This is a genomic window from Vibrio sp. HA2012, from assembly GCF_002812955.1.
Taxonomy (GTDB): domain Bacteria; phylum Pseudomonadota; class Gammaproteobacteria; order Enterobacterales; family Vibrionaceae; genus Vibrio.
This window is the reverse complement of sequence record NZ_PFXK01000007.1, coordinates 35,546-54,944: the sequence shown is the minus strand read 5'-3', so window position 1 is coordinate 54,944 and position 19,399 is coordinate 35,546. Positions and strand designations below refer to the sequence as shown.

18 protein-coding genes are annotated in these 19,399 nt (G+C 52.3%); all 18 read left to right on the top strand.

Going from position 1 to position 19,399, the window contains the following annotated elements:
• The 18 genes from mshL to rng all read left to right on the top strand — a co-directional run bounded on the left by mshL (position 1) and on the right by rng (position 19,393).
• Complete coding sequence (mshL, locus tag CSW98_RS13320) at positions 1 to 1,638, top strand: pilus (MSHA type) biogenesis protein MshL (RefSeq protein WP_100800969.1); 1,638 nt, start codon at positions 1 to 3, stop codon at positions 1,636 to 1,638.
• 2 nt (positions 1,639 to 1,640) lie between these two features.
• On the top strand, positions 1,641 to 2,486 hold the full coding sequence (locus tag CSW98_RS13315) for an ExeA family protein (RefSeq protein ID WP_100800968.1): 846 nt from the start codon (positions 1,641 to 1,643) through the stop codon (positions 2,484 to 2,486).
• Positions 2,483 to 3,604, top strand: a complete 1,122-nt coding sequence (locus CSW98_RS13310) for a tetratricopeptide repeat protein (RefSeq protein ID WP_100800967.1) — start codon at positions 2,483 to 2,485, stop codon at positions 3,602 to 3,604. Before CSW98_RS13315 ends, CSW98_RS13310 begins: the two co-directional genes overlap by 4 nt.
• The gene (locus CSW98_RS13305) at positions 3,594 to 5,342 is read left to right on the top strand and encodes a GspE/PulE family protein (protein ID WP_100800966.1); all 1,749 of its coding nucleotides are present in this window, start codon (positions 3,594 to 3,596) and stop codon (positions 5,340 to 5,342) included. The genes CSW98_RS13310 and CSW98_RS13305 overlap by 11 nt, the downstream gene beginning before the upstream one ends.
• 3 nt (positions 5,343 to 5,345) lie before the next feature.
• Positions 5,346 to 6,569, top strand: a complete 1,224-nt coding sequence (locus CSW98_RS13300; RefSeq protein WP_100800965.1) for a type II secretion system F family protein — start codon at positions 5,346 to 5,348, stop codon at positions 6,567 to 6,569.
• A 1-nt stretch (position 6,570) separates the two neighbouring features.
• The gene (locus tag CSW98_RS13295) at positions 6,571 to 7,041 is read left to right on the top strand and encodes a hypothetical protein (RefSeq protein ID WP_100800964.1); all 471 of its coding nucleotides are present in this window, start codon (positions 6,571 to 6,573) and stop codon (positions 7,039 to 7,041) included.
• Between the two features lie 4 nt (positions 7,042 to 7,045).
• Positions 7,046 to 7,615: a prepilin-type N-terminal cleavage/methylation domain-containing protein gene (locus tag CSW98_RS13290; RefSeq protein WP_232733532.1), complete on the top strand. Its 570-nt coding sequence runs from the start codon at positions 7,046 to 7,048 to the stop codon at positions 7,613 to 7,615.
• A 240-nt stretch (positions 7,616 to 7,855) separates the two neighbouring features.
• Positions 7,856 to 8,353: a type II secretion system protein gene (locus tag CSW98_RS13285; protein ID WP_100800963.1), complete on the top strand. Its 498-nt coding sequence runs from the start codon at positions 7,856 to 7,858 to the stop codon at positions 8,351 to 8,353.
• A gap of 125 nt (positions 8,354 to 8,478) precedes the next feature.
• Positions 8,479 to 8,970, top strand: coding sequence for a pilus assembly FimT family protein (locus CSW98_RS13280; RefSeq protein WP_100800962.1), 492 nt, complete (start codon positions 8,479 to 8,481; stop codon positions 8,968 to 8,970).
• Positions 8,957 to 9,490: a type IV pilus modification PilV family protein gene (locus CSW98_RS13275; protein WP_100800961.1), complete on the top strand. Its 534-nt coding sequence runs from the start codon at positions 8,957 to 8,959 to the stop codon at positions 9,488 to 9,490. Before CSW98_RS13280 ends, CSW98_RS13275 begins: the two co-directional genes overlap by 14 nt.
• On the top strand, positions 9,490 to 10,269 hold the full coding sequence (locus tag CSW98_RS13270; protein WP_100800960.1) for a PilW family protein: 780 nt from the start codon (positions 9,490 to 9,492) through the stop codon (positions 10,267 to 10,269). The genes CSW98_RS13275 and CSW98_RS13270 overlap by 1 nt, the downstream gene beginning before the upstream one ends.
• Entirely contained in the window at positions 10,244 to 10,672 is a 429-nt protein-coding gene (locus CSW98_RS13265; protein WP_100800959.1) for an MSHA biogenesis protein MshP, read from the top strand. Before CSW98_RS13270 ends, CSW98_RS13265 begins: the two co-directional genes overlap by 26 nt.
• The gene (locus CSW98_RS13260) at positions 10,669 to 14,661 is read left to right on the top strand and encodes a DUF6701 domain-containing protein (RefSeq protein WP_100800958.1); all 3,993 of its coding nucleotides are present in this window, start codon (positions 10,669 to 10,671) and stop codon (positions 14,659 to 14,661) included. The genes CSW98_RS13265 and CSW98_RS13260 overlap by 4 nt, the downstream gene beginning before the upstream one ends.
• A gap of 180 nt (positions 14,662 to 14,841) precedes the next feature.
• Positions 14,842 to 15,885, top strand: coding sequence for a rod shape-determining protein (locus tag CSW98_RS13255; RefSeq protein ID WP_100800957.1), 1,044 nt, complete (start codon positions 14,842 to 14,844; stop codon positions 15,883 to 15,885).
• A 33-nt stretch (positions 15,886 to 15,918) separates the two neighbouring features.
• The gene (gene mreC / locus CSW98_RS13250; RefSeq protein ID WP_100800956.1) at positions 15,919 to 16,842 is read left to right on the top strand and encodes a rod shape-determining protein MreC; all 924 of its coding nucleotides are present in this window, start codon (positions 15,919 to 15,921) and stop codon (positions 16,840 to 16,842) included.
• Entirely contained in the window at positions 16,835 to 17,323 is a 489-nt protein-coding gene (gene mreD / locus CSW98_RS13245) for a rod shape-determining protein MreD (RefSeq protein ID WP_100800955.1), read from the top strand. Before mreC ends, mreD begins: the two co-directional genes overlap by 8 nt.
• A 6-nt stretch (positions 17,324 to 17,329) precedes the next feature.
• Positions 17,330 to 17,914, top strand: a complete 585-nt coding sequence (locus CSW98_RS13240; protein WP_100800954.1) for a Maf family protein — start codon at positions 17,330 to 17,332, stop codon at positions 17,912 to 17,914.
• 9 nt (positions 17,915 to 17,923) lie between these two features.
• Positions 17,924 to 19,393, top strand: a complete 1,470-nt coding sequence (gene rng, locus CSW98_RS13235) for a ribonuclease G (protein WP_100800953.1) — start codon at positions 17,924 to 17,926, stop codon at positions 19,391 to 19,393.
• The last annotated feature ends 6 nt before the right edge of the window (positions 19,394 to 19,399 follow it).

Sequence of the window (19,399 nt, the reverse complement as noted above, 5' to 3'; positions counted from 1 at the left end):
ATGCGTAAACCAGCAGTACGTCAATTCATAGTCGGGGTAGTTGCCACCTCATTGTTAGGTTGTTCGATGGGACACAGAAACCCTGTCGAAGCAAAAGCGGCACTGAATGAAGCCGTTAATCAGGTGAACAGCCGCAGATTGGAAGCTCTGCCCGAATCGGTTCAGGCTGATCTGATGCCGGAACTGGACAGCAGACCGGAGCAAGCGACTCCGCTGCTGAAACGTTTTCAGGTTCAGGCTAAGGATGTGGAAGCCAGCACCTTCTTTACCGGGCTGGTAAAAAACACCGAATTCAGTGTGGCAATCCACCCGTCCGTATCCGGAACCCTGACCATTAATCTGGCCGATGTGACGCTGGATGAAGTGCTGGATGTCGTGCGCGACATGTACGGCTACGATATTGTGAAAAACGGCAGGATTATTCAGATCTATCCGGCGGGCATGCGTACCGAAACCATTCCGGTCGATTACCTGTCCATGCAGCGCAGCGGGCGTTCTCTGACATCGATTACCACCAGTACGATCAGTACGGAAGACAACAGTTCAGATGATAGCTCGTCGTCAGACAGCAGTTCTGACGATAGTTCCAGCTCGTCATCGGACAGCTCGACAACAACCGCCGGGACGCAGATCAATACCAGCAGCAGCAGCGATTTCTGGACCGATTTGCAGACAGCCGTCGGTACTCTGATAGGCACCGAGGGCGGACGCAGCGTGGTGACGTCACCACAGGCCGGGGTGCTGACTATCCGCGCCTATCCGGATGAAATCCGCGAAGTCAAAGCATTCCTGAATGCATCGCAACAGCGATTGCAGCGGCAGGTCATTCTGGAAGCGAAGATCCTGGAAGTGACTCTGAACGACAGCTATCAGCAGGGCATCAACTGGTCGAATCTGACTGCAGCCATCGGCGGTACCGGGATTTCCGTATCGCAGGCGGCGGCTTCCAGTACTCTGCCGGGTATGGATACCATCGGGGAACTGCTGGGCGGCTCAACCAGTATCACCATCTCCGATGGTAATTTCAGCTCCGTGCTGGACTTTATGTCCACTCAGGGCGATCTGAATGTCCTCTCCAGTCCGAGAGTGACGGCGGCTAATAATCAGAAGGCGGTCATCAAGGTTGGTACTGACGAATACTTTGTCACCGATATGGACAGTGAAACGACCACCAACAGCAGCAGTGACGTAACCACCACCTCGTATGAACTGACGCCATTCTTCTCCGGTATCTCGCTGGATGTCACCCCGCAGATCGACGATGAAGGCAACGTACTGCTGCACGTCCACCCGGCAGTGATTGAAGTCGAAGAGCAGACCTACAGTTTTCTGGATGATGCGCCGATGGCGAAAAGTTCTATCCGCGAAACCGATTCGATTATCCGTGCCCGTGACGGCGATGTGGTGGTACTGGGCGGCCTGATGAAGTCCAATACAACAGAGCAAACCTCCAAAGTACCTCTGCTGGGCGATATTCCGGGGTTAGGGTATCTGTTCAGAAATGTTTCGAATGTCACGGAAAAAACCGAGCTGGTGATCCTGCTGAAACCGACCGTCGTCGGTGTGCACACTTGGCAGCAGGAGATCGAGCGCTCGCGCGATATCCTGCAGGAGTGGTTCCCCGACGACGTAAAATAAGCATGTATCAGGGATTCTATGGTTTTACGCAGGCACCGTTTGCGCTGACACCCAATACAGGGTTGTTCCACGGTCTGCCTCCCCACTATGAAGCGATTCAGACGGTGATCTCCGCCATCAGCATGAATGAGGGCGTGATAAAGGTGACCGGCGAAGTCGGTACGGGGAAAACCATGGTGTGCCGGATGCTGATCAATCAGCTTCCGGAATCTATCCAACTGATTTATCTGCCCAACCCGGTACTCAGCGGTGAAGAGCTGAAACTGGCCATCGCCAGGGAACTAAGCATTGAGAACGCGCAGCCCGGCACTGTGGTGGATCAGATCCAGCACACCCTGCTGGCACTGCACGCCGGAGGCAAGCAGGTGGTTGCTCTGCTGGATGAGGCTCAGGCCCTGAGTGACGACGCACTGGAGACACTGCGGCTGTTCGGCAATCTGGAAACGGAACAGCGTAAGCTGCTGCAACTGGTACTGCTGGGACAGCCGGAGCTGGATGAACGTCTGGCGCAGCATCATCTGCGTCAGTTCCGTCAGCGCATTACCTTCAGTGCCGGACTGCGGCCTCTGACGCAGGCAGAAGTGGCGGCGTATATCCAGCACCGGATCAGTGCCAGCGGCGGGAAGCGCATATTGTTTGCACCGGATAAGCTGAAAGCGGTCTGGAAAGCCAGCCGGGGCATACCGAGACTGATCAATCAGATCTGTCATAAAGCTCTGCTGGTAGCTTTTTATGCGCAGAGTCAGACCGTCACCAGTGAACATCTGTTTGCGGCCATTCACGATACCTGTGATGCCCGCAAACCCAAATTTAAGACCCCTGTGATATGGGGGTGGAGAGAAGTATGAGCGTGATCAATAACGCGCTGTCGGAATTGGCGAACAAGAATAAAACAGAAGCATCTCCGCTGACCAGAGCCGAGATCCCGCCGGTGCGTCGCTCCGGTAAACTGGCTTGGGCTTTGGGGGGCGGTGCACTGAGTCTTTGTCTCGGTGGCTGGGCCGTTTCTCAGCAGGCTGAACTGGTGGCATCATCCGTACCGGTGACGCAGATAACCCAGCCGGTTCAGGCCGAATCTCCGACCCAGAAAGTGGCGGAGCAGGCCGATATTACTATTTATGCAGAAAAAACCAAGGCCTATGCAGAAGAAGACACAGCCCCTGCGACAGTAAAACCGCGTAGGACAGTCAGTGAACCGGTTACGCTTGCCCGTGCCGCAGCGGCTGAATCCGGGCTGAACGGCTCTCAGACTGATGCTCAGATACGGACAGAAACTCAAGTACAGACAGAAGCCCAACTGCAGGCAGCCGAACCGGTACAGACCGAAACGGCGGTCAGTTCCGGCGAAATGGCGATCCGGCAGGTAAAACTGACCCCGGAACAGCTGGCTCAGAATGCCATTCAGCGGGCAGAAAAAGCGCTGGATGCCAATAAACTGAATGATGCCATGGATGCGTATAAAAGCGCCCTGCGCTATCAGCCGGACAATGATACGGTGAGGCAGAAACTGGCGGCGCTCTATTACGGAAAAAAAGATGCCCGCAATGCTGTCAGTCTGCTGCAGCAAGGGATCAAACGTAACAAAGACAGTCAGACATTGCGTCTGGCTCTGTCCCGTCTGCTGCTCAAAGAGAAACAGACAGAAGCCGCACTGACGCCGCTGGTGTACCTGCCACAGCAGCCAGAAGCGGATTATCTGGCCATGCGTGCGGCACTGGCTGAGCAGAATAAAAAGGGGGAACTGGCACTGGAAAGTTATCAGTTGCTGGTACAGATGGAAGAAGAAAATGCCCGCTGGTGGCTGGGTCTGGCAATTCAGCAGGAGCGCAGGCTGATGTATGCCGAAGCGAAACATGCTTATGAAAATGCCCTCAGCCGGGTCGGCGTATCAAACAAAACCCAAACTTTTATCCGGGATCGTCTGTCACTGCTGGAACAGCTAGGGGAGCCGCCACATGCAGATTAAGTTAAGAAAAAGGCTGGGCGACCTGCTGGTTGAAGAGGGTATTATTACCGACGCTCAGGTTGATCAGGCATTGCAGGCACAGAAACAGAGCGGAAGAAAGCTGGGGGACACCCTGATCCAACTGGGCTTTTTGACCGAAACCCAGATGCTGGAATTCCTTTCCCAGCAGTTGCGTCTGCCGCTGATTGATCTGAACCGCGCCAGTGTGGATGCGGATGCGGTACAACTGCTGTCGGAAGTGCATGCCCGTCGTCTGCGGGCGCTGGTACTCAGCCGGCAGGGCGATACTCTGCGGGTGGCGATGAGTGATCCGGCGGATCTGTATCTGCAGGAATTTCTGTTCAGTCAGTTGCCCCAGTTTGAGATTGAATTTGTGATTGCGCCGGAAAGGCAACTGGTGGACTGTTTCGACCGCTATTACCGTCGTACCAAAGATATCGCCACTTTTGCTGAACAGCTGCATGCCGAGCACCAGCACACCGACACCTTTCATTTTGGTCTGGATGATGCCGAAGACGGCGAAGACGTTACCGTCGTTAAACTGATCAACTCCCTGTTTGAGGACGCCGTACAGGTCGGAGCCTCGGATATCCATATCGAGCCGGATGCCAACGTACTGCGCCTGCGACAGCGGGTGGACGGGGTGCTGCATGAAACCCTGCTGAACGAAGTCAATATCGCTCAGGCGCTGGTACTGCGTCTGAAACTGATGGCAAATCTGGATATTTCTGAAAAGCGTCTGCCGCAGGATGGCCGGTTTAATATCCGCAGCCGTGGTCAGTCGGTGGATATCCGGATGTCGACCATGCCGGTACAGCACGGGGAATCTGTGGTGATGCGTCTGCTGAATCAGTCGGCAGGGGTACGTAAACTGGAAGCATCCGGCCTGCCGGAAGATCTGCTGCTGCGTCTGCGCCGTCAGTTGCGTCGTCCGCATGGCATGATTCTGGTCACCGGGCCGACTGGTTCCGGTAAAACCACAACACTGTACGGTGCTCTTTCAGAGCTGAACTCGCCGGGGAAAAAGATTATAACCGCCGAGGACCCGGTGGAATACCGCCTGCCTCGGGTGAATCAGGTACAGGTGAATCCGAAGATCGATCTGGATTTTTCCACAGTACTGAGAACCTTTTTGCGTCAGGATCCGGATATCATTCTGGTCGGGGAGATGCGGGATCAGGAAACAGTCGAAATCGGCCTGCGAGCCGCGCTGACCGGTCACCTGGTACTCAGCACCCTGCACACCAATGATGCGGTGGACAGTGCCCTGCGAATGATCGACATGGGGGCGCCCGGCTATCTGGTTGCCAGTGCCGTCCGGGCGGTATTGGCACAGCGTCTGGTGCGCCGGGTATGCCCCGACTGTGCTGAGCCCGACGAGCTGGACGATGCGCGTAAAAGCTGGCTGCAGAGCCGCTTCCCTAACCAGACCAACGCCTCTTTTATCCGGGGACGGGGCTGTCAGAACTGCAACCTGACCGGTTATAAAGGCCGGATTGGGGTGTTTGAGCTGCTGGAACTGAACCATGACATGATGGATGCGCTGCGTGCTAATGATGCGGTGGACTTTGCCCGCAAAGCACGCCGCTCTGCCGATTATAAACCTTTGCTGGTCTCTGCGATGGAGCTGGCGCTGCAGGGGGTTGTCAGTCTGGAAGAGGTGATGAGTCTCGGGGAAGGGGATATTTCCGGCTATACCGAACCCGTGTATCTGAATAATCCCGATGACAGGACGTAACGTATGACGCATTTTCGTTATCAGGGGCGCAGTGCAGAAGGCGGTTCAGTATCCGGAACCATCGAAGCCGCAACGGAAGAGCTGGCGGCTGATGCATTGATCAACCGGGGTATTATTCCCACGGCGATTGCCCGTACCGGAGCATCCGGCGGCGGGGCATCGTTTGATCTGAGCCACTGGCTGACACCGTCGATGCCTCTGGAAGTGCTGGTGATTTTCTGCCGGCAGATGTACAGCCTGACCAAGGCTGGCGTCCCTTTGCTGCGGGCGATTAAAGGCTTGTCCGTCAATACGGAAAACAAACAGCTGAAAAAGGCTCTGGATGATGTCACGGCAGAACTGACCAATGGCCGTAGCCTGTCGGCTTCGATGAAGATGCATTCCGATGTCTTCAGTCCGCTGTTTGTGTCTATGATCAATGTCGGGGAAAATACCGGTCGTCTGGATCAGGCTCTGCTGCAACTGGGGGAGTACTACGAGCAGGAAGTGGAAACCCGTAAGCGGATCAAAACCGCGATGCGCTATCCGGTATTTGTGATCATCTTTGTGGTGGCGGCGCTGTTTATTCTGAATATCAAGGTGATCCCTCAGTTCGCCTCTATGTTCAGCCGCTTTAATGTAGAGTTGCCGCTGCCGACCCGGATCCTGATCGCCACCTCCGATTTTTTCGTCAACTACTGGATGTGGATGTTGGCGTTGATCTTCTCGGCGCTGTTTGCTTTTCGCAGCTGGCTGGCAACGGCAAAAGGCCGTGAGACATGGGATAAGTTCCGGCTGAAGATGCCGGTCGTGGGCGGAATCGTCAACCGGGCACAACTGGCTCGTTTCTCCCGAACCTTTGCCCTGATGCTCAAAGCCGGTGTGCCGCTGAATCAGTCCATTGCACTGTCGGCAGAATCCATGGACAACAAGTTTCTGGAAAACCGTCTGCTGGAGATGAAAGCGGCGATTGAAGCCGGGAGTACGGTGTCATCAACGGCGGTGAACAGCGGGATCTTTACCTCGCTGGTTATCCAGATGATTTCTGTGGGGGAGGAAACTGGCCGGATTGACGAATTGTTGCTGGAAGTCGCGGATTTCTATGACCGGGAAGTGGATTATGATCTGAAAACCCTGACCGCACGTATCGAGCCGATCCTGCTGGTGTTTGTGGCAGGTATTGTCCTGATACTGGCGCTGGGTATCTTCCTGCCGATGTGGGGCATGCTGGATGCGATGAAAGGCTGATATGAAAGACTATCTGCTCAGTCCGCGTCTGGCCATCTGGTTGGTGGTTGTGCTGGCACTGATTGCCGTCTTACTGTCGGCCATCGATAAGGTACGCCCCAAAGCGGAACAGGTTGCGGCTGAGGTGGTGGTAAAACAGATACTGGAAAAGGCCAATCGCTATAAAGAATTCTGGTTGGTAAAAAAACGGCCGTCTTCAGCCAGTGTGTTCGGTTTTGATGTCCGGTTTGCTGAAACCGGCTGGCCGCTGCCGGTGAAAGTGGCACAAGACAGCGTGGAATGCGAATACTGGCTGGAACTGTTATATCCGGATAAACGCATTTTCACTGTCTATCCGCAGTATATGAATGAAAGTCGTTATAATGAGGATATCGACCCACAGTATCAGTGTCGGTATCGTTATCAGAAGCAGCAGTCTGTGGTGATCAGGCTGCAAAAAGGGCAATTTTCGGTCAGTCTGGAACAGGGCTGATGTAATGAATAAAAGCAGAGCAGGTAAAAGCATGAAAAAACAGTCGGGTTTCTCGCTGGTTGAACTGGTGGTGGTGATCGTTATTCTGGGCATTCTGGCCGCCGCGGCGTTGCCGAAGTTTCTGGAAGTGACGGATGAAGCGAAAAAAGCCAGTGTGGAAGGGGTAGCCGGGGGCTTTGCCACGGCGGTGTTGTCTGCCCGTGCTCAGTGGGAGGCCGAAGGGCGTCCGACCAATACCGGCGGGCAGAATGTGGTGACCTATGACGGTGTGGATTTTCTGCTGACCCAGTCCACCAGCGGCAGCACCAGTACCGGTTTCCGTGACGGCTATCCGATTGATATTGTGCGCACCGGTGCGGCAGCAACCTCGGTGACGGATACGTCCTGCCTGAACCTGATGGAAGAGCTGTTGCAGAATCCGCCGGTGGTGGTACTGGCATCCGCCGACAGCACTGACGCGAAATATACGGCAGAAGCAGGCGGCAGTAATACCTGCCTGTATTCACAGGTCGGCAGTGCGCATACATTTACCTATGATGTCACCACCGGCAGGGTGACGGTACAACTGAATTAATTTACTTTACAGGCTCACTTTTTATTAAAGAGTACTTGAGTTGTCTATCAGAACGGCGATAATAGATGCGTTTATAAGCACACAGAACGGTAATAACGATCAGTTATTATGGTTCGGTTGTCTATTTACCACATCAACATTTGGCTAGCTGAATAGTGTGAATTAAGGTCGTGAGACCACACAAACGCAGCCGCTGCGGCTGCAATAGTTTTAACTATATAAGAATAGAGAGTTTTATTTATGAAAAAACAAGGCGGTTTCACCCTGATTGAACTTGTAGTGGTGATTGTAATTCTGGGCATTCTGGCAGTAACAGCGGCTCCTAAGTTTTTAAATATGCAGGGTGATGCGCGTGCTGCTGCATTGGAAGGTGTACAGGGAGCAATGCAAGGTGCTGCTGGTATCGTATATGCTAAGTCTGCAATGGATGGTGAAGACAAGACAGCTTATGCTGCAACAAGTGGCCCAAGTGTAACTCTTGATTCATCAACTGAAATTCCAACTCACAACGGATATCCACTTGCAACAGCAGCAGGTATTGGTGCTGCAATGACTACAACTGGTGATATGGAAGCTGTAGTTGGTGATGATATTTACTACATCATTTTTGATGATGGGAAGACAACAACAGCTGCATCTGATGTAACTACTGGCGCTTGCTATGTTTCATATGCACTGGATAAAGATTCTAGCACAGTGACCGAACCAACTTATTCAGTTGTAAGTACAGGTTGTTAATCTACTCCTATTCCCACGCCCGGCGTGGGAATCTATAAAGAGCGGCACCCTAGCTAAGGTGTCGCTTAAAAATAAAAGCGGTACGCTCCGCCTGGGGCGTACCTCCTCCCTTTAAGAGGTTATTTATGACCCGACGATCACAACAGCAGACAGGCTTTACGCTGGTTGAACTGGTGGTCGTGATTATTCTTCTCGGTATCCTTTCCGTTTATGCTGCTCCCCGTCTGTTTGGTGTTTCCGGTGTCGCCGCCTACAGCGTACAGAACGAGCTGCTTAGTTCCCTGCGTCTTACTCAGATCCGGGCGATGAACCGCAGCGGGAAATGCAACCGCTGGCTGATGAGTACCAGCCGGGCACAGCAGATCAGCCTGGATGCCGATGCCGGCTCCTGTGACGCCGCATTTTCTTCAACGGAGGATGCTACTCTGGTTGACATCACCTCAGAGCAGGGAGTCACCCTGTCGCTGACCAGTGACGATGCCAGTCCGTATCTGGATTTCGACAGTCTGGGACGAGCCACGCAGTGCACCGGCGGCGGCTGTGAAATTACCATCCGTGGCGACGACCAGACCAAAATCTGTATTGAAACCGAGGGGTATATCCATGCGTGTAATTAAGTCATCCCGCGGATTTACCCTGATCGAACTGATCCTGGCTATGATTATTGCCGCCTTTGCCATCCTGACCCTGACCATGAGCCTCTATCCGCGCTCGAAGCAATCCGCTGAACAGATCTACGCCGTTAAAGCCGCTGAGCTTGGACGTGCCGTGATGGATGAAGTGCTGGGGCGTAATTATGATGAACACAGCGGCCCGAACGGCGGACTGCCGGAATGCGGCAGCAGCGAAGGGGAAGCCTGCTCGGCGACACTGGGCAAAGAGAGCGGTGAAAGCGGCCGGGAAACATTCAATGACGTCGATGATTTTAATGGCATGAGCGGTGATATTGCTGATGTATTGGGGACGGATTTAGGCGATCAGTATCCTAATTATCAGGCCAGTATCAGTGTCTTTTACGATGCGGATTGGGATGGCAGCCCAGACGGCAGTGTGGGGAACTACAAACGGGTGGAAGTCATCATTACCGATCCATCCGGGCAAGCGTATCCGTTTACTGCTTACCGGGGGAACTTCTGATGCGCAGAACCTCGGGTTTTACCCTGATAGAAATGGTATTGGTGATTGTGCTGCTGGGCATCGTTGGTCTTTCGTTCGGCAATATTGTCGGGCAGGGGATGAATATCTATGTGGATACCACCGCCCGGGAAGCGCTGGCGCAGAAAGGGCGCTTTATTACCGACCGCATGCTGAAAGAGCTGAGAAACGCCGTACCGGGCAGCGTACGCATTTCCGAGTCTAATACCTGTATTGAATGGCTGCCGATTAAAAATACCGCCATCTACGAGACAATTCCTGTTGCACCGGAAGCTGACACTGAGATCCGGATCCTGCCTGAAGCATCGCTGGAGGCGGATGATCGTCTGGTTATCTACCCTCTTGATACCTCAGAGCTGTACGCTGCAAGTATTAGCTCTGATTCCAGTGTGGTAACAGTAAAAGAAGCGGTTTCTTTTTCGGCGGGAAGCAGCACAAGCATGGTGGATGTAACACTTTCGGCTTCTCACTCATTTCCTGCGTCATCTCCCGCCAAACGATTGTATCTCTATGATAATCCGAAAGCTTACTGTAAGGTAGGGTCTCAGATACTACTGTATAAAGGCTATGGTCTGGGCAACGATAAATTTTCGGTAACCGGCATACCTATGGCGGACAGTATTAGTGACGTGAGTTTTACCGCCGCGACAGCAGGATTGCAGCGCAATGCTCAGGTAAAAATGGTACTGGAGTTTACGGATGATAATATCGGTGAAACACTGAGGTTTGATCATAATGTGCTTATTCACAACACGCCGTAGGCTGTCAATCCATCGAACCCAGCAGGGGGTTGCTCTGATAACCATCCTGTTTGCCATTATTGTCCTTGGCTTTCTGGGGCTGGCTGCCAACCGTAACCAGCAGAAGGCCAGTGCGCAACTGGTGGGGGAAGTACTGGGTACCCGAGCCGATATGGCGGCTCGTTCAGCACTGCAGATGGATATCAGTGATTTTTATCTGAGCAGTAGCGGCAGTTGTTATGATGGCAAAAGAAGTGTCAGTTTTTCCGGAACCGGATTAAACCAGTGCAGTGCAGAGGTCAATTGCTCTGCCCTCGGAGTGCTGGATGCCGGGACTCAGGTATACAAACTAACCGGCTCCGGCACCTGTTCTGCCGGAGGAACCAGCTACCAGCGGGTGATCGAAGTGGGGATTAGGCAATGACGATCTGTAAATGGTTATTTTTGATCTTATTGGTGTCTTTTAATGCCGCCGCGGGGTTGTATTCCGATAGTGCGACCACCGAGTTATTCTCCGGAGTTATTCAGGGACATCCCTACGGCAAATCAGACTGTTCGGTTCTACGGGTTGAAGGCGGGGAAGTGAACGGTACAGAAGGTGAAGATGTCGACTTCTGTAGTACGGAAAACAGCATCTGGTGGAACCCTTCTGCCTGTGATGACGGTAATGACGGGTATGCAGGCTGTGTTATTACCGGTGATCAGACCGTTTCAGCAGATTCTGATGATGACTATGTATCTATCGATATTGACGATAATAGCTTTTACTACAATAGTCATGGTGATGATATCCGGTGCGATTCCGGAAACTATACCCTTTCCAGTGGAGAAAGGGATTATGACGATATCCGGCTAAGTAACACCTGTAATATCACGTTCCCGCAGAGAGACGAATACTGGATCGGTTCATTGGAGTTGAGCAATGAAAGTGTTGTTACCTTCAATTCCGGAACCTACTGGATCGAATCACTCGACTTAACCAATACCTCAACGATTAATATCAGTGGTGATGTCGTCATCGTACTGAAAAATGATTCTGAGTTAGATTCGTACGCAAAAATGGTCACTCCGGAAGGCAGCTCATTAACGGTAAGGGCACTTTCTGACCTGAGCATGTCAAATGAGTCGGCCATTACCGGCGATATTTACGTTAAAGACGACTTCGGCATTTCCGGGTCGGCATCCGTCACTGGCGATATTTATGTCGGTGACAATATGAATATTTCTAACTCGGTCACCATTACCGGTTATGTCTATGTTGATGATGATCTGAAAATACAGGGCGGCACCATTAACGGTAATGTGAATGCCGGCTATCTGGTTATCGGTTCCGGCTCTGTCATTAACGGCAGTACCGCTGGTTCTGTCGACCCTGATCCCGGCTGTTCCTATTACGATTTTAATTCCCCCTTATCCTCTGATGACTGGATATTATCCTCGGCAGGAACAACCTATTTTAAACCTCAGGTCGTGAACGGTCGGTTAAGGCTAACCGAGAATAAAGACTATGAGGCGACTTCCGTGACTTATACGCGCCAGTTCCCGGCGGATAACTACCGGGTAGAAATCGAGTTTGATCAATTTGCCTATGACACAACGGATCAGACCGGTGCCGACGGTATTGCTGTGGTGCTATCGAATGCAGAAGTTACTCCTAAGGCTGGGGCATTCGGCGGGCCGTTAGGTTACGGTGCAAAAGATGAAAATGGAGATGGAACCGCCGATATCGACGGTTTCGCTGGTGGTTGGCTGGGTATCGGCCTCGACGAATTTGGTAATTTCTCTAGTCAAGGCAGCCCGGAAATCAGAGGGGATGATCCGGGGCAGACGCCACAGTCTATTGCGGTTCGGGGCTCCGGCAGCGGAACCGAAGGCTACCGCTATCTGATGGGCTACTCTTTTGCTGCGCATAATTCAGATTATCTGATTGATGAAACCACAGCGTTACAGGAAGTGGTAAAGTGCAATTGGTGGGGATGGAATTGCTGGACAGAAACACAAGAGGTTTCTGTTGATAACGATGGTTTTAATGATCACCCTGTACATCGATATAAGGTGATTATCGATTCCCGGGAAGCGGGATTATCTGATTTAAGTGTGTACCGGAAGATTGATGACGGTGACTGGGTAGAAATTATCGAACCGGTGGATATCCGGGATACCGATAAATTCCCGAATCAGGATGACGCGCCTGACAGCTTCTACTTTTCTGTCACCGGCTCTACCGGCCTGTACAACAATATCCATGAGATTGACAACTTTAAGATCTGTGCGACTAAATATAACACGACCGTTGATCATATTCGGATCAGTCACAGCGGCAGCGGGGTTGTGTGTAACCCCGAAGAACTGACCATTACTGCTTGTGCCGATGATGACTGTTCATCCGAATTTGAGCAGGAAATCACCGTAGCGCTGACCCCAAGTGCTGACGTTACCTGGAGCGGCACCAATGTCAGCGGCAATGAACTGACGATGACCGGAAAGGCTACGGTATCTCTGCGCAGTCATAGTGCCGGAACACTGACGCTGGGGACGCATACCGCAGAAACACGCTGCGACAGCAATGGTGACGGTACGTTCTCAACCAGCGAGTGTGACATTATTTTCTCCGACACCGGCTTTATTGTGACAGTAGCGGATATGGTGGCCAATAGCACGGGTACGAAAGGGACGATTCAGGCAGTTACCACAGCAGATGCTAACCCTGCACAGTGTGAAGCTCTCAGTGTTGATGGTGATGCAGATGTGCAGTTATGGAGCAGTTATATCACGCCGGATGCGGATTTAATATTGGGCGCTCCGGTTATCTCGGTCAGCCGTACGGAAAACGGCACTTATGACCCCGTCAGCAACGACGAAAATGCGCCGTCCACCCATGCACTGGTGTTTGATGAAGAAGAGAACAGTCAGGCCAGTTTTTATGTGACGTATCCGGATGCCGGTCAGTTAGAGCTTAATGCCCAATTTGTCGGCAGTGGTGACTATGACGGTTTAACCCTGAAAGGTTCGGACAGCTTTGTCAGTGTGCCTAAGTACCTGAAGATAGCCGCGGCATCTAATCCAAGAGATACCTCCAGAGGATATGCAAATTCAGCCCGAACCAGTGGCGTATTTACCGAAGCCGGAGCCGAGTTTGATCTTACGGTTACCGCATATGGAGAGGGGAATGTGGTGACCCCTAACTACTCACAGACGGATATGCAGATCACTTCGCGATTGGATCAGCCGTCGAGTGGCGTTCTGGGGGATTTTGCAGAAGGTGATTTAAGCAAGGATCCGGATACTGAGGGCGTGTACTTATACGACCATGTTCCGGCCACTGGTGCGGCAAACACGCTGACAACCAGCTACGATGAAGTGGGTTCGATAACGGTTGAGGTTGCTGCCGGTAAAAAGTATACGATTGAAGGCGCCGATTATCCGCAAGATTCCGAAACCGTCACCATCAGCCGCTTTACTCCGGATTATCTGTCGGTAACTGGTAACACGCTGGATATCAGTGATGCTTGTGGCGATTTCTCTTATCTTAGTCAGCCACTGAGTTTTATCAGCTCACCGGAATTAGCTGTAAGCGGTATGTCGGCAGGAGGAACAGAAACCCATAATTATCAGATGGATGGCTGGTGGAAATATGCGCCTGACGACTGGGATGGACGGAGTTATGCGTCATCGACATCGACACTTACCGTTGAAGAAGTCTCCAGTGATAGTGATGAGAGTGTCACGGTTAGTAATTACGATGCTACACAGGCAAGAACAGTGACGCTTGATGGCGTCCAAATGGGCTATGTCAAATTGGCAGATGCGCGTGAGCCTTTGGACGATAATATTGTATTAAGTCTGTCTGCCGCAGATCTCGATGACAGTGACGGTATCTGTTTCCGGGAAAATGCCAGCGACAGTAGTTGTGCCGGATTCTCTTTTGCTACGCCGGTTACCACCCATAACCACCGTTGGGGACGTCTGGTGCTGGAAGATACCTATGGCCCGGAAACCAACCCGCTGCAGGGAATGGCGCGTACCGAGTATTATCTGGATGGTAACTTTACCCTGAATACCGAGGATCAATGCACCAATCTCAGCTACAACACATTAGTGTTCAAAACGGACTCAGAGATACAAAGTTTTGATTCCATTACTGTCGGCAGCGGTACTACAGAGGCCTCGATCGGCCAGCAGCCGAACGGAAACGGGGGGGAAGGCTATCTTTCTTACTCTGCGCCGGGTAGCGGTAATCAGGGCATCTTTACGGTGACTGCCAATCTGGACACGATGCCGTGGCTGCTTCCTTATGACAGTGACGGCAGTGGTGAGATAGATGCCGCTGACGATGATCCGGATGCGACCGTTCAGTTTGGTATTTACCGGGGCAGTGACCGAATTATCTGGTGGACGGAGCAGTTGGAATAACGGCAGACCGTGAGTGCCAGTTTTGCCCGGTAAGCACCGGTTTTCCGGGTGAAAGTTAAGATTCTGCAATAAAAAGCGAGATTAACCCCATGTTTACGTCGCAATGCCTTGCTGTAATGGCAAGGCATTGGTACATTTAGTCCAATTTTGTCTTCCATTATTTTCTATGAGCCGAAGAGTATGTTTAAGAAACTTCGTGGCATGTTTTCAAACGACCTGTCGATTGACTTGGGTACAGCCAACACACTGATTTATGTAAAGGGACAGGGTATCGTTCTTGACGAACCGTCTGTAGTCGCCATCAGCCAGAAACGCGCAGGCAGCGCTAAAAGCGTTGCAGCCGTCGGGCATGAGGCAAAACAGATGCTGGGTCGTACTCCGGGCTCTATTTCTGCTATTCGTCCGATGAAAGACGGCGTGATTGCCGATTTCTATGTAACGGAAAAAATGCTGCAGCACTTTATCAAACAGGTGCACGATAACAGCATCCTGAAACCAAGCCCGCGCGTGCTGGTTTGTGTGCCTTGTGGCTCGACTCAGGTCGAACGGCGTGCGATTCGTGAATCGGCGCTGGGTGCCGGAGCGCGGGAAGTGTATTTGATCGACGAACCTATGGCTGCGGCTATCGGTGCCGGTCTGCGCGTATCCGAACCGACCGGTTCTATGGTGATCGATATCGGTGGTGGTACTACAGAAGTGGCGGTGATTTCACTGAATGATGTGGTGTACTCCTCTTCCGTCCGTATCGGTGGTGACCGTTTTGACGAAGCAATCATCAACTATGTGCGCCGTAACTACGGCAGCCTGATTGGTGAAGCGACAGCCGAGAAGATCAAACACGTGATCGGTTCTGCGTATCCGGGTGACGAAGTGCATGAAATCGAAGTACGTGGTCGTAACCTGGCTGAAGGTGTGCCGCGCAGCTTTACCCTGAACTCCAACGAAATTCTGGAAGCCCTGCAGGAGCCGCTGACCGGTATCGTTTCTGCCGTGATGGTTGCACTGGAACAGTGTCCGCCGGAACTGGCTGCTGATATCTCGGAAAACGGCATGGTACTGACTGGTGGTGGTGCGCTGCTGAGGGATCTGGATCGCCTGCTGATGGAAGAAACGGGTATTCCTGTGGTTATCGCTGATGACCCGCTGACTTGTGTCGCCCGTGGCGGCGGTAAAGCTCTTGAAATGATCGACATGCATGGTGGCGATCTTTTCAGTGAAGAGTAGCCTTTGTCTGAGAGATAAGACCGGGGGGTTGCGATGAAACCCATTTTTGGCAGCGGTCCGTCGCTGCAACTGCGTCTTACTCTTTCTATTCTGTTTTCAGCCAGCTTAATGCTGGCTGATAGTCGTTTAGATGCGTTCTCCGGTGTGCGTTATGTACTGAATACGGCCGTTGCGCCGATCCAGTATCTGGCCGATCTTCCCCGTACTATGTTCGACGGTATGTACGAACAGCTGAACTCCCGGGCTCAGTTGATGGAAAGCAATGCCGTGCTCAAGCGGGAGATCCTGCGTCTGAAAAGCGATGTCGGCCTGCTGGATCAGTACCGTGAAGAGAACCAGCGCCTGCGTAAGCTGCTTGACTCTCCTTTTGTCCGGGATGAGAAAAAGGTCGTAACCGAGGTGATGGCGGTCGATTCTTCCCCTTACCGGCATCAGGTGGTGATTGATAAAGGGCATACCGACGGTGTGTATCTCGGCCAGCCGGTGATCAACGAAAAAGGCATCGTCGGTCAGGTCACCTTTGTTGGTGCGCACAACTCCCGGGTACTGTTGCTGGTGGATTCCAACAACTCGATTCCGGTGCAGGTGATCCGTAATGATATTCGGGTGATTGCCTCCGGCAACGGCGATATCGACTCCATTTATCTGGAACATATTCCGCTGAGTACCGATGTACAGCAGGGTGATCTGTTGGTGACTTCCGGTCTGGGCGGGGTGTACCCGGAAGGCTATCCGGTGGCTTATGTATCCGATGTGGATAACGATAACCGCAGACAGTTCGCAACGATTACAGCCAAACCCGTTGTCGAGTTTGACCGGCTCCGTTATCTGCTGCTTATCTGGCCGAATGAAGATCGCCAGATGCAGGTGAAAGAAGCGGTAGAAGGATTTAAAGGCGAAAGTGAAATATTGCAGACTCCTGTCGAAGAGAGCGATGAAGGAGCAAGTAATGAGTAGCGTGATATTGCGCGGGAAGAGTGTTATCTGGTTGAGCTTTCTGGTGGCACTGGTTTTGCAGACTATTCCATGGCCGGGCGGGCTGGAGTTTTTCCGGCCGCTCTGGTTACTGCTGGTGATGTTTTACTGGGTTCTGGCACTACCGCACCGGATTAATGTCGGCACGGCACTGGTGCTGGGGTTGATCTGGGATTTGCTGCTTGGTTCCACGCTGGGTATCCGTGGCATTGTAATGTCTGTTTGCGTGTATATCGTTGCGGCCAACTTTCTGGTACTGCGCAATCTGGCCTTATGGCAGCAGGCGGTTATTGTCGGTGTGCTGACGATGATTGCAAAATGTCTGGAATTTGGCGGTGAGATGCTGGTACAGGATATCAGCTTTGACAGCAAATCCCTCTGGTCAGGAGTGATCAGCTGTATTTTATGGCCGTGGCTGTTCCTGCTGCTGAGAAGAGTTCGCCGTCACTGGCATATCAGGTAAGTTTTTATGCACACCAGACCATTATATCTGGCCTCTTCCTCGCCCCGGCGCAAAGAGCTGCTGGCGCAGTTGGGCTATGCTTTTACTATTATTACTCCGGATGTCGAAGAACTTCTCCAGCCGGAAGAAATGCCGAGAGACTATGTGCTGCGTCTGTCCCGGCAAAAAGCTCAGGCCGGAGCGACCATGCTTCAGGAGCATGAACCTGATGCCGTCGTGATCGGTGCCGATACCATTGTTGTCTGCGGAGAAACCGTGCTGGAAAAACCGTACAACAGGGAGCATGCCCGGCAGATGCTCAGAACCCTATCGGCGAACCGCCATCAGGTCATGACGGCCGTTACGGTAGCAGACCAGCGGCAGTATCAGTCTGAGCTGGTGGTGACCGATGTCTGGTTCCGGGCACTGAGCGAAGAAGAGATCAACCGCTACTGGGAAAGCGGAGAACCGTGTGATAAGGCCGGAGCCTACGGTATTCAGGGAACCGGCGGACGGTTCGTTTCCCGCATTGAAGGCAGCTATCACGCCGTGGTCGGTCTGCCACTGCTGGAAACCGAACAGCTTCTGCTGGCATTTTTAACATCTTATTAAGGGGCGCACATGAGTGCAGAACTGCTAATCAACGTCACACCGAGTGAGACACGGGTGGCCATGATTGAAAATGGTATTCTTCAGGAAGTTCATATTGAACGTGAAGCCCGCCGCGGGATTGTCGGTAATATCTATAAGGGTCGTGTTTCCCGTGTATTGCCGGGAATGCAGGCTGCATTTGTGGATATCGGGCTGGAGAAAGCCGCATTTCTGCACGCATCAGATATCGTACCGCATACAGAGTGTGTGTCGGAAAACGAGAAACAGCAGTTTCAGGTACGGGATATTTCCGAACTGGTCCGTCAGGGACAGGATATCGTCGTGCAGGTGGTCAAGGATCCGCTCGGCACCAAAGGTGCGCGCCTGACAACGGATATTACCCTGCCGTCCCGTTATCTGGTCTTTATGCCGGGGGCTAGCCATGTTGGGGTTTCCCAGCGTATCGACAGTGAAAAAGAGCGCGAACGCCTGAAAAATATCGTCGCCGAGTACTGTGATGAAGACGGTGGTTTTATTATCCGTACCGCTGCCGAAGGTGCCGACGATAAGGAAATGGCTCAGGACGCTATCTTCCTGAAACGCTTGTGGAAGAAAGTCATGGAGCGGCGGGCTAAGTACAAAACCCGTTCGACCCTGTATGGCGAGCTCGGACTGGCTCAGCGCATTCTGCGTGATTTTGTAGGAACGGAACTGAGCCGGATCCAGGTAGACTCACGTCTGGCGTTTGAAACCTTAAAAGAATTTACCTCCGAATTTGTTCCCGAGCTGACAGAAAAGCTGGTGCACTATGAGGGCGATAAGCCTATCTTCGATATGCACGATGCCGAGAATGAAATTCAGCGTTCTCTTGACCGTAAGGTTGAGCTGAAATCCGGTGGCTATCTGATCATTGATCAGACGGAAGCCATGACCACAATTGATATCAATACCGGTGCCTTTGTCGGGCGGAGAAATCTGGAAGAGACCATCTTCAATACCAATGTCGAGGCAACACAGGCCATTGCCCGTCAGCTGCGTCTGCGTAATCTGGGTGGGATCATCATTATCGACTTTATCGATATGTTATCGGATGATCACCGTAAGCGGGTACTTACTTCTCTGGAAGCTGCACTGGCAGCCGACCGGGTAAAAACCAATATTAACGGCTTTACCCATCTGGGGCTGGTGGAGATGACCCGGAAAAGAACCCGGGAAAGTATTGAACATGTGCTTTGTACCCAGTGTCCAACCTGTGAGGGACGGGGAACGGTGAAAACGGTTGAAACCGTCTGCTTTGAAGTGCTGCGTGAAATTACCCGGGTTAACCGCGCCTACGATGCGGATAATTTTGTGGTGTATGCGGCTCCGGCGGTTGCCGAAACGCTGGAAGGGGATGAATCCCACGCACTGGCAGAGTTGGAAGTCTTTATCGGCAAACAGGTTAAAATTCAGGCTGAACCGCTTTACGTTCAGGAACAGTTTGACGTTGTTATGATGTAAGTCTGA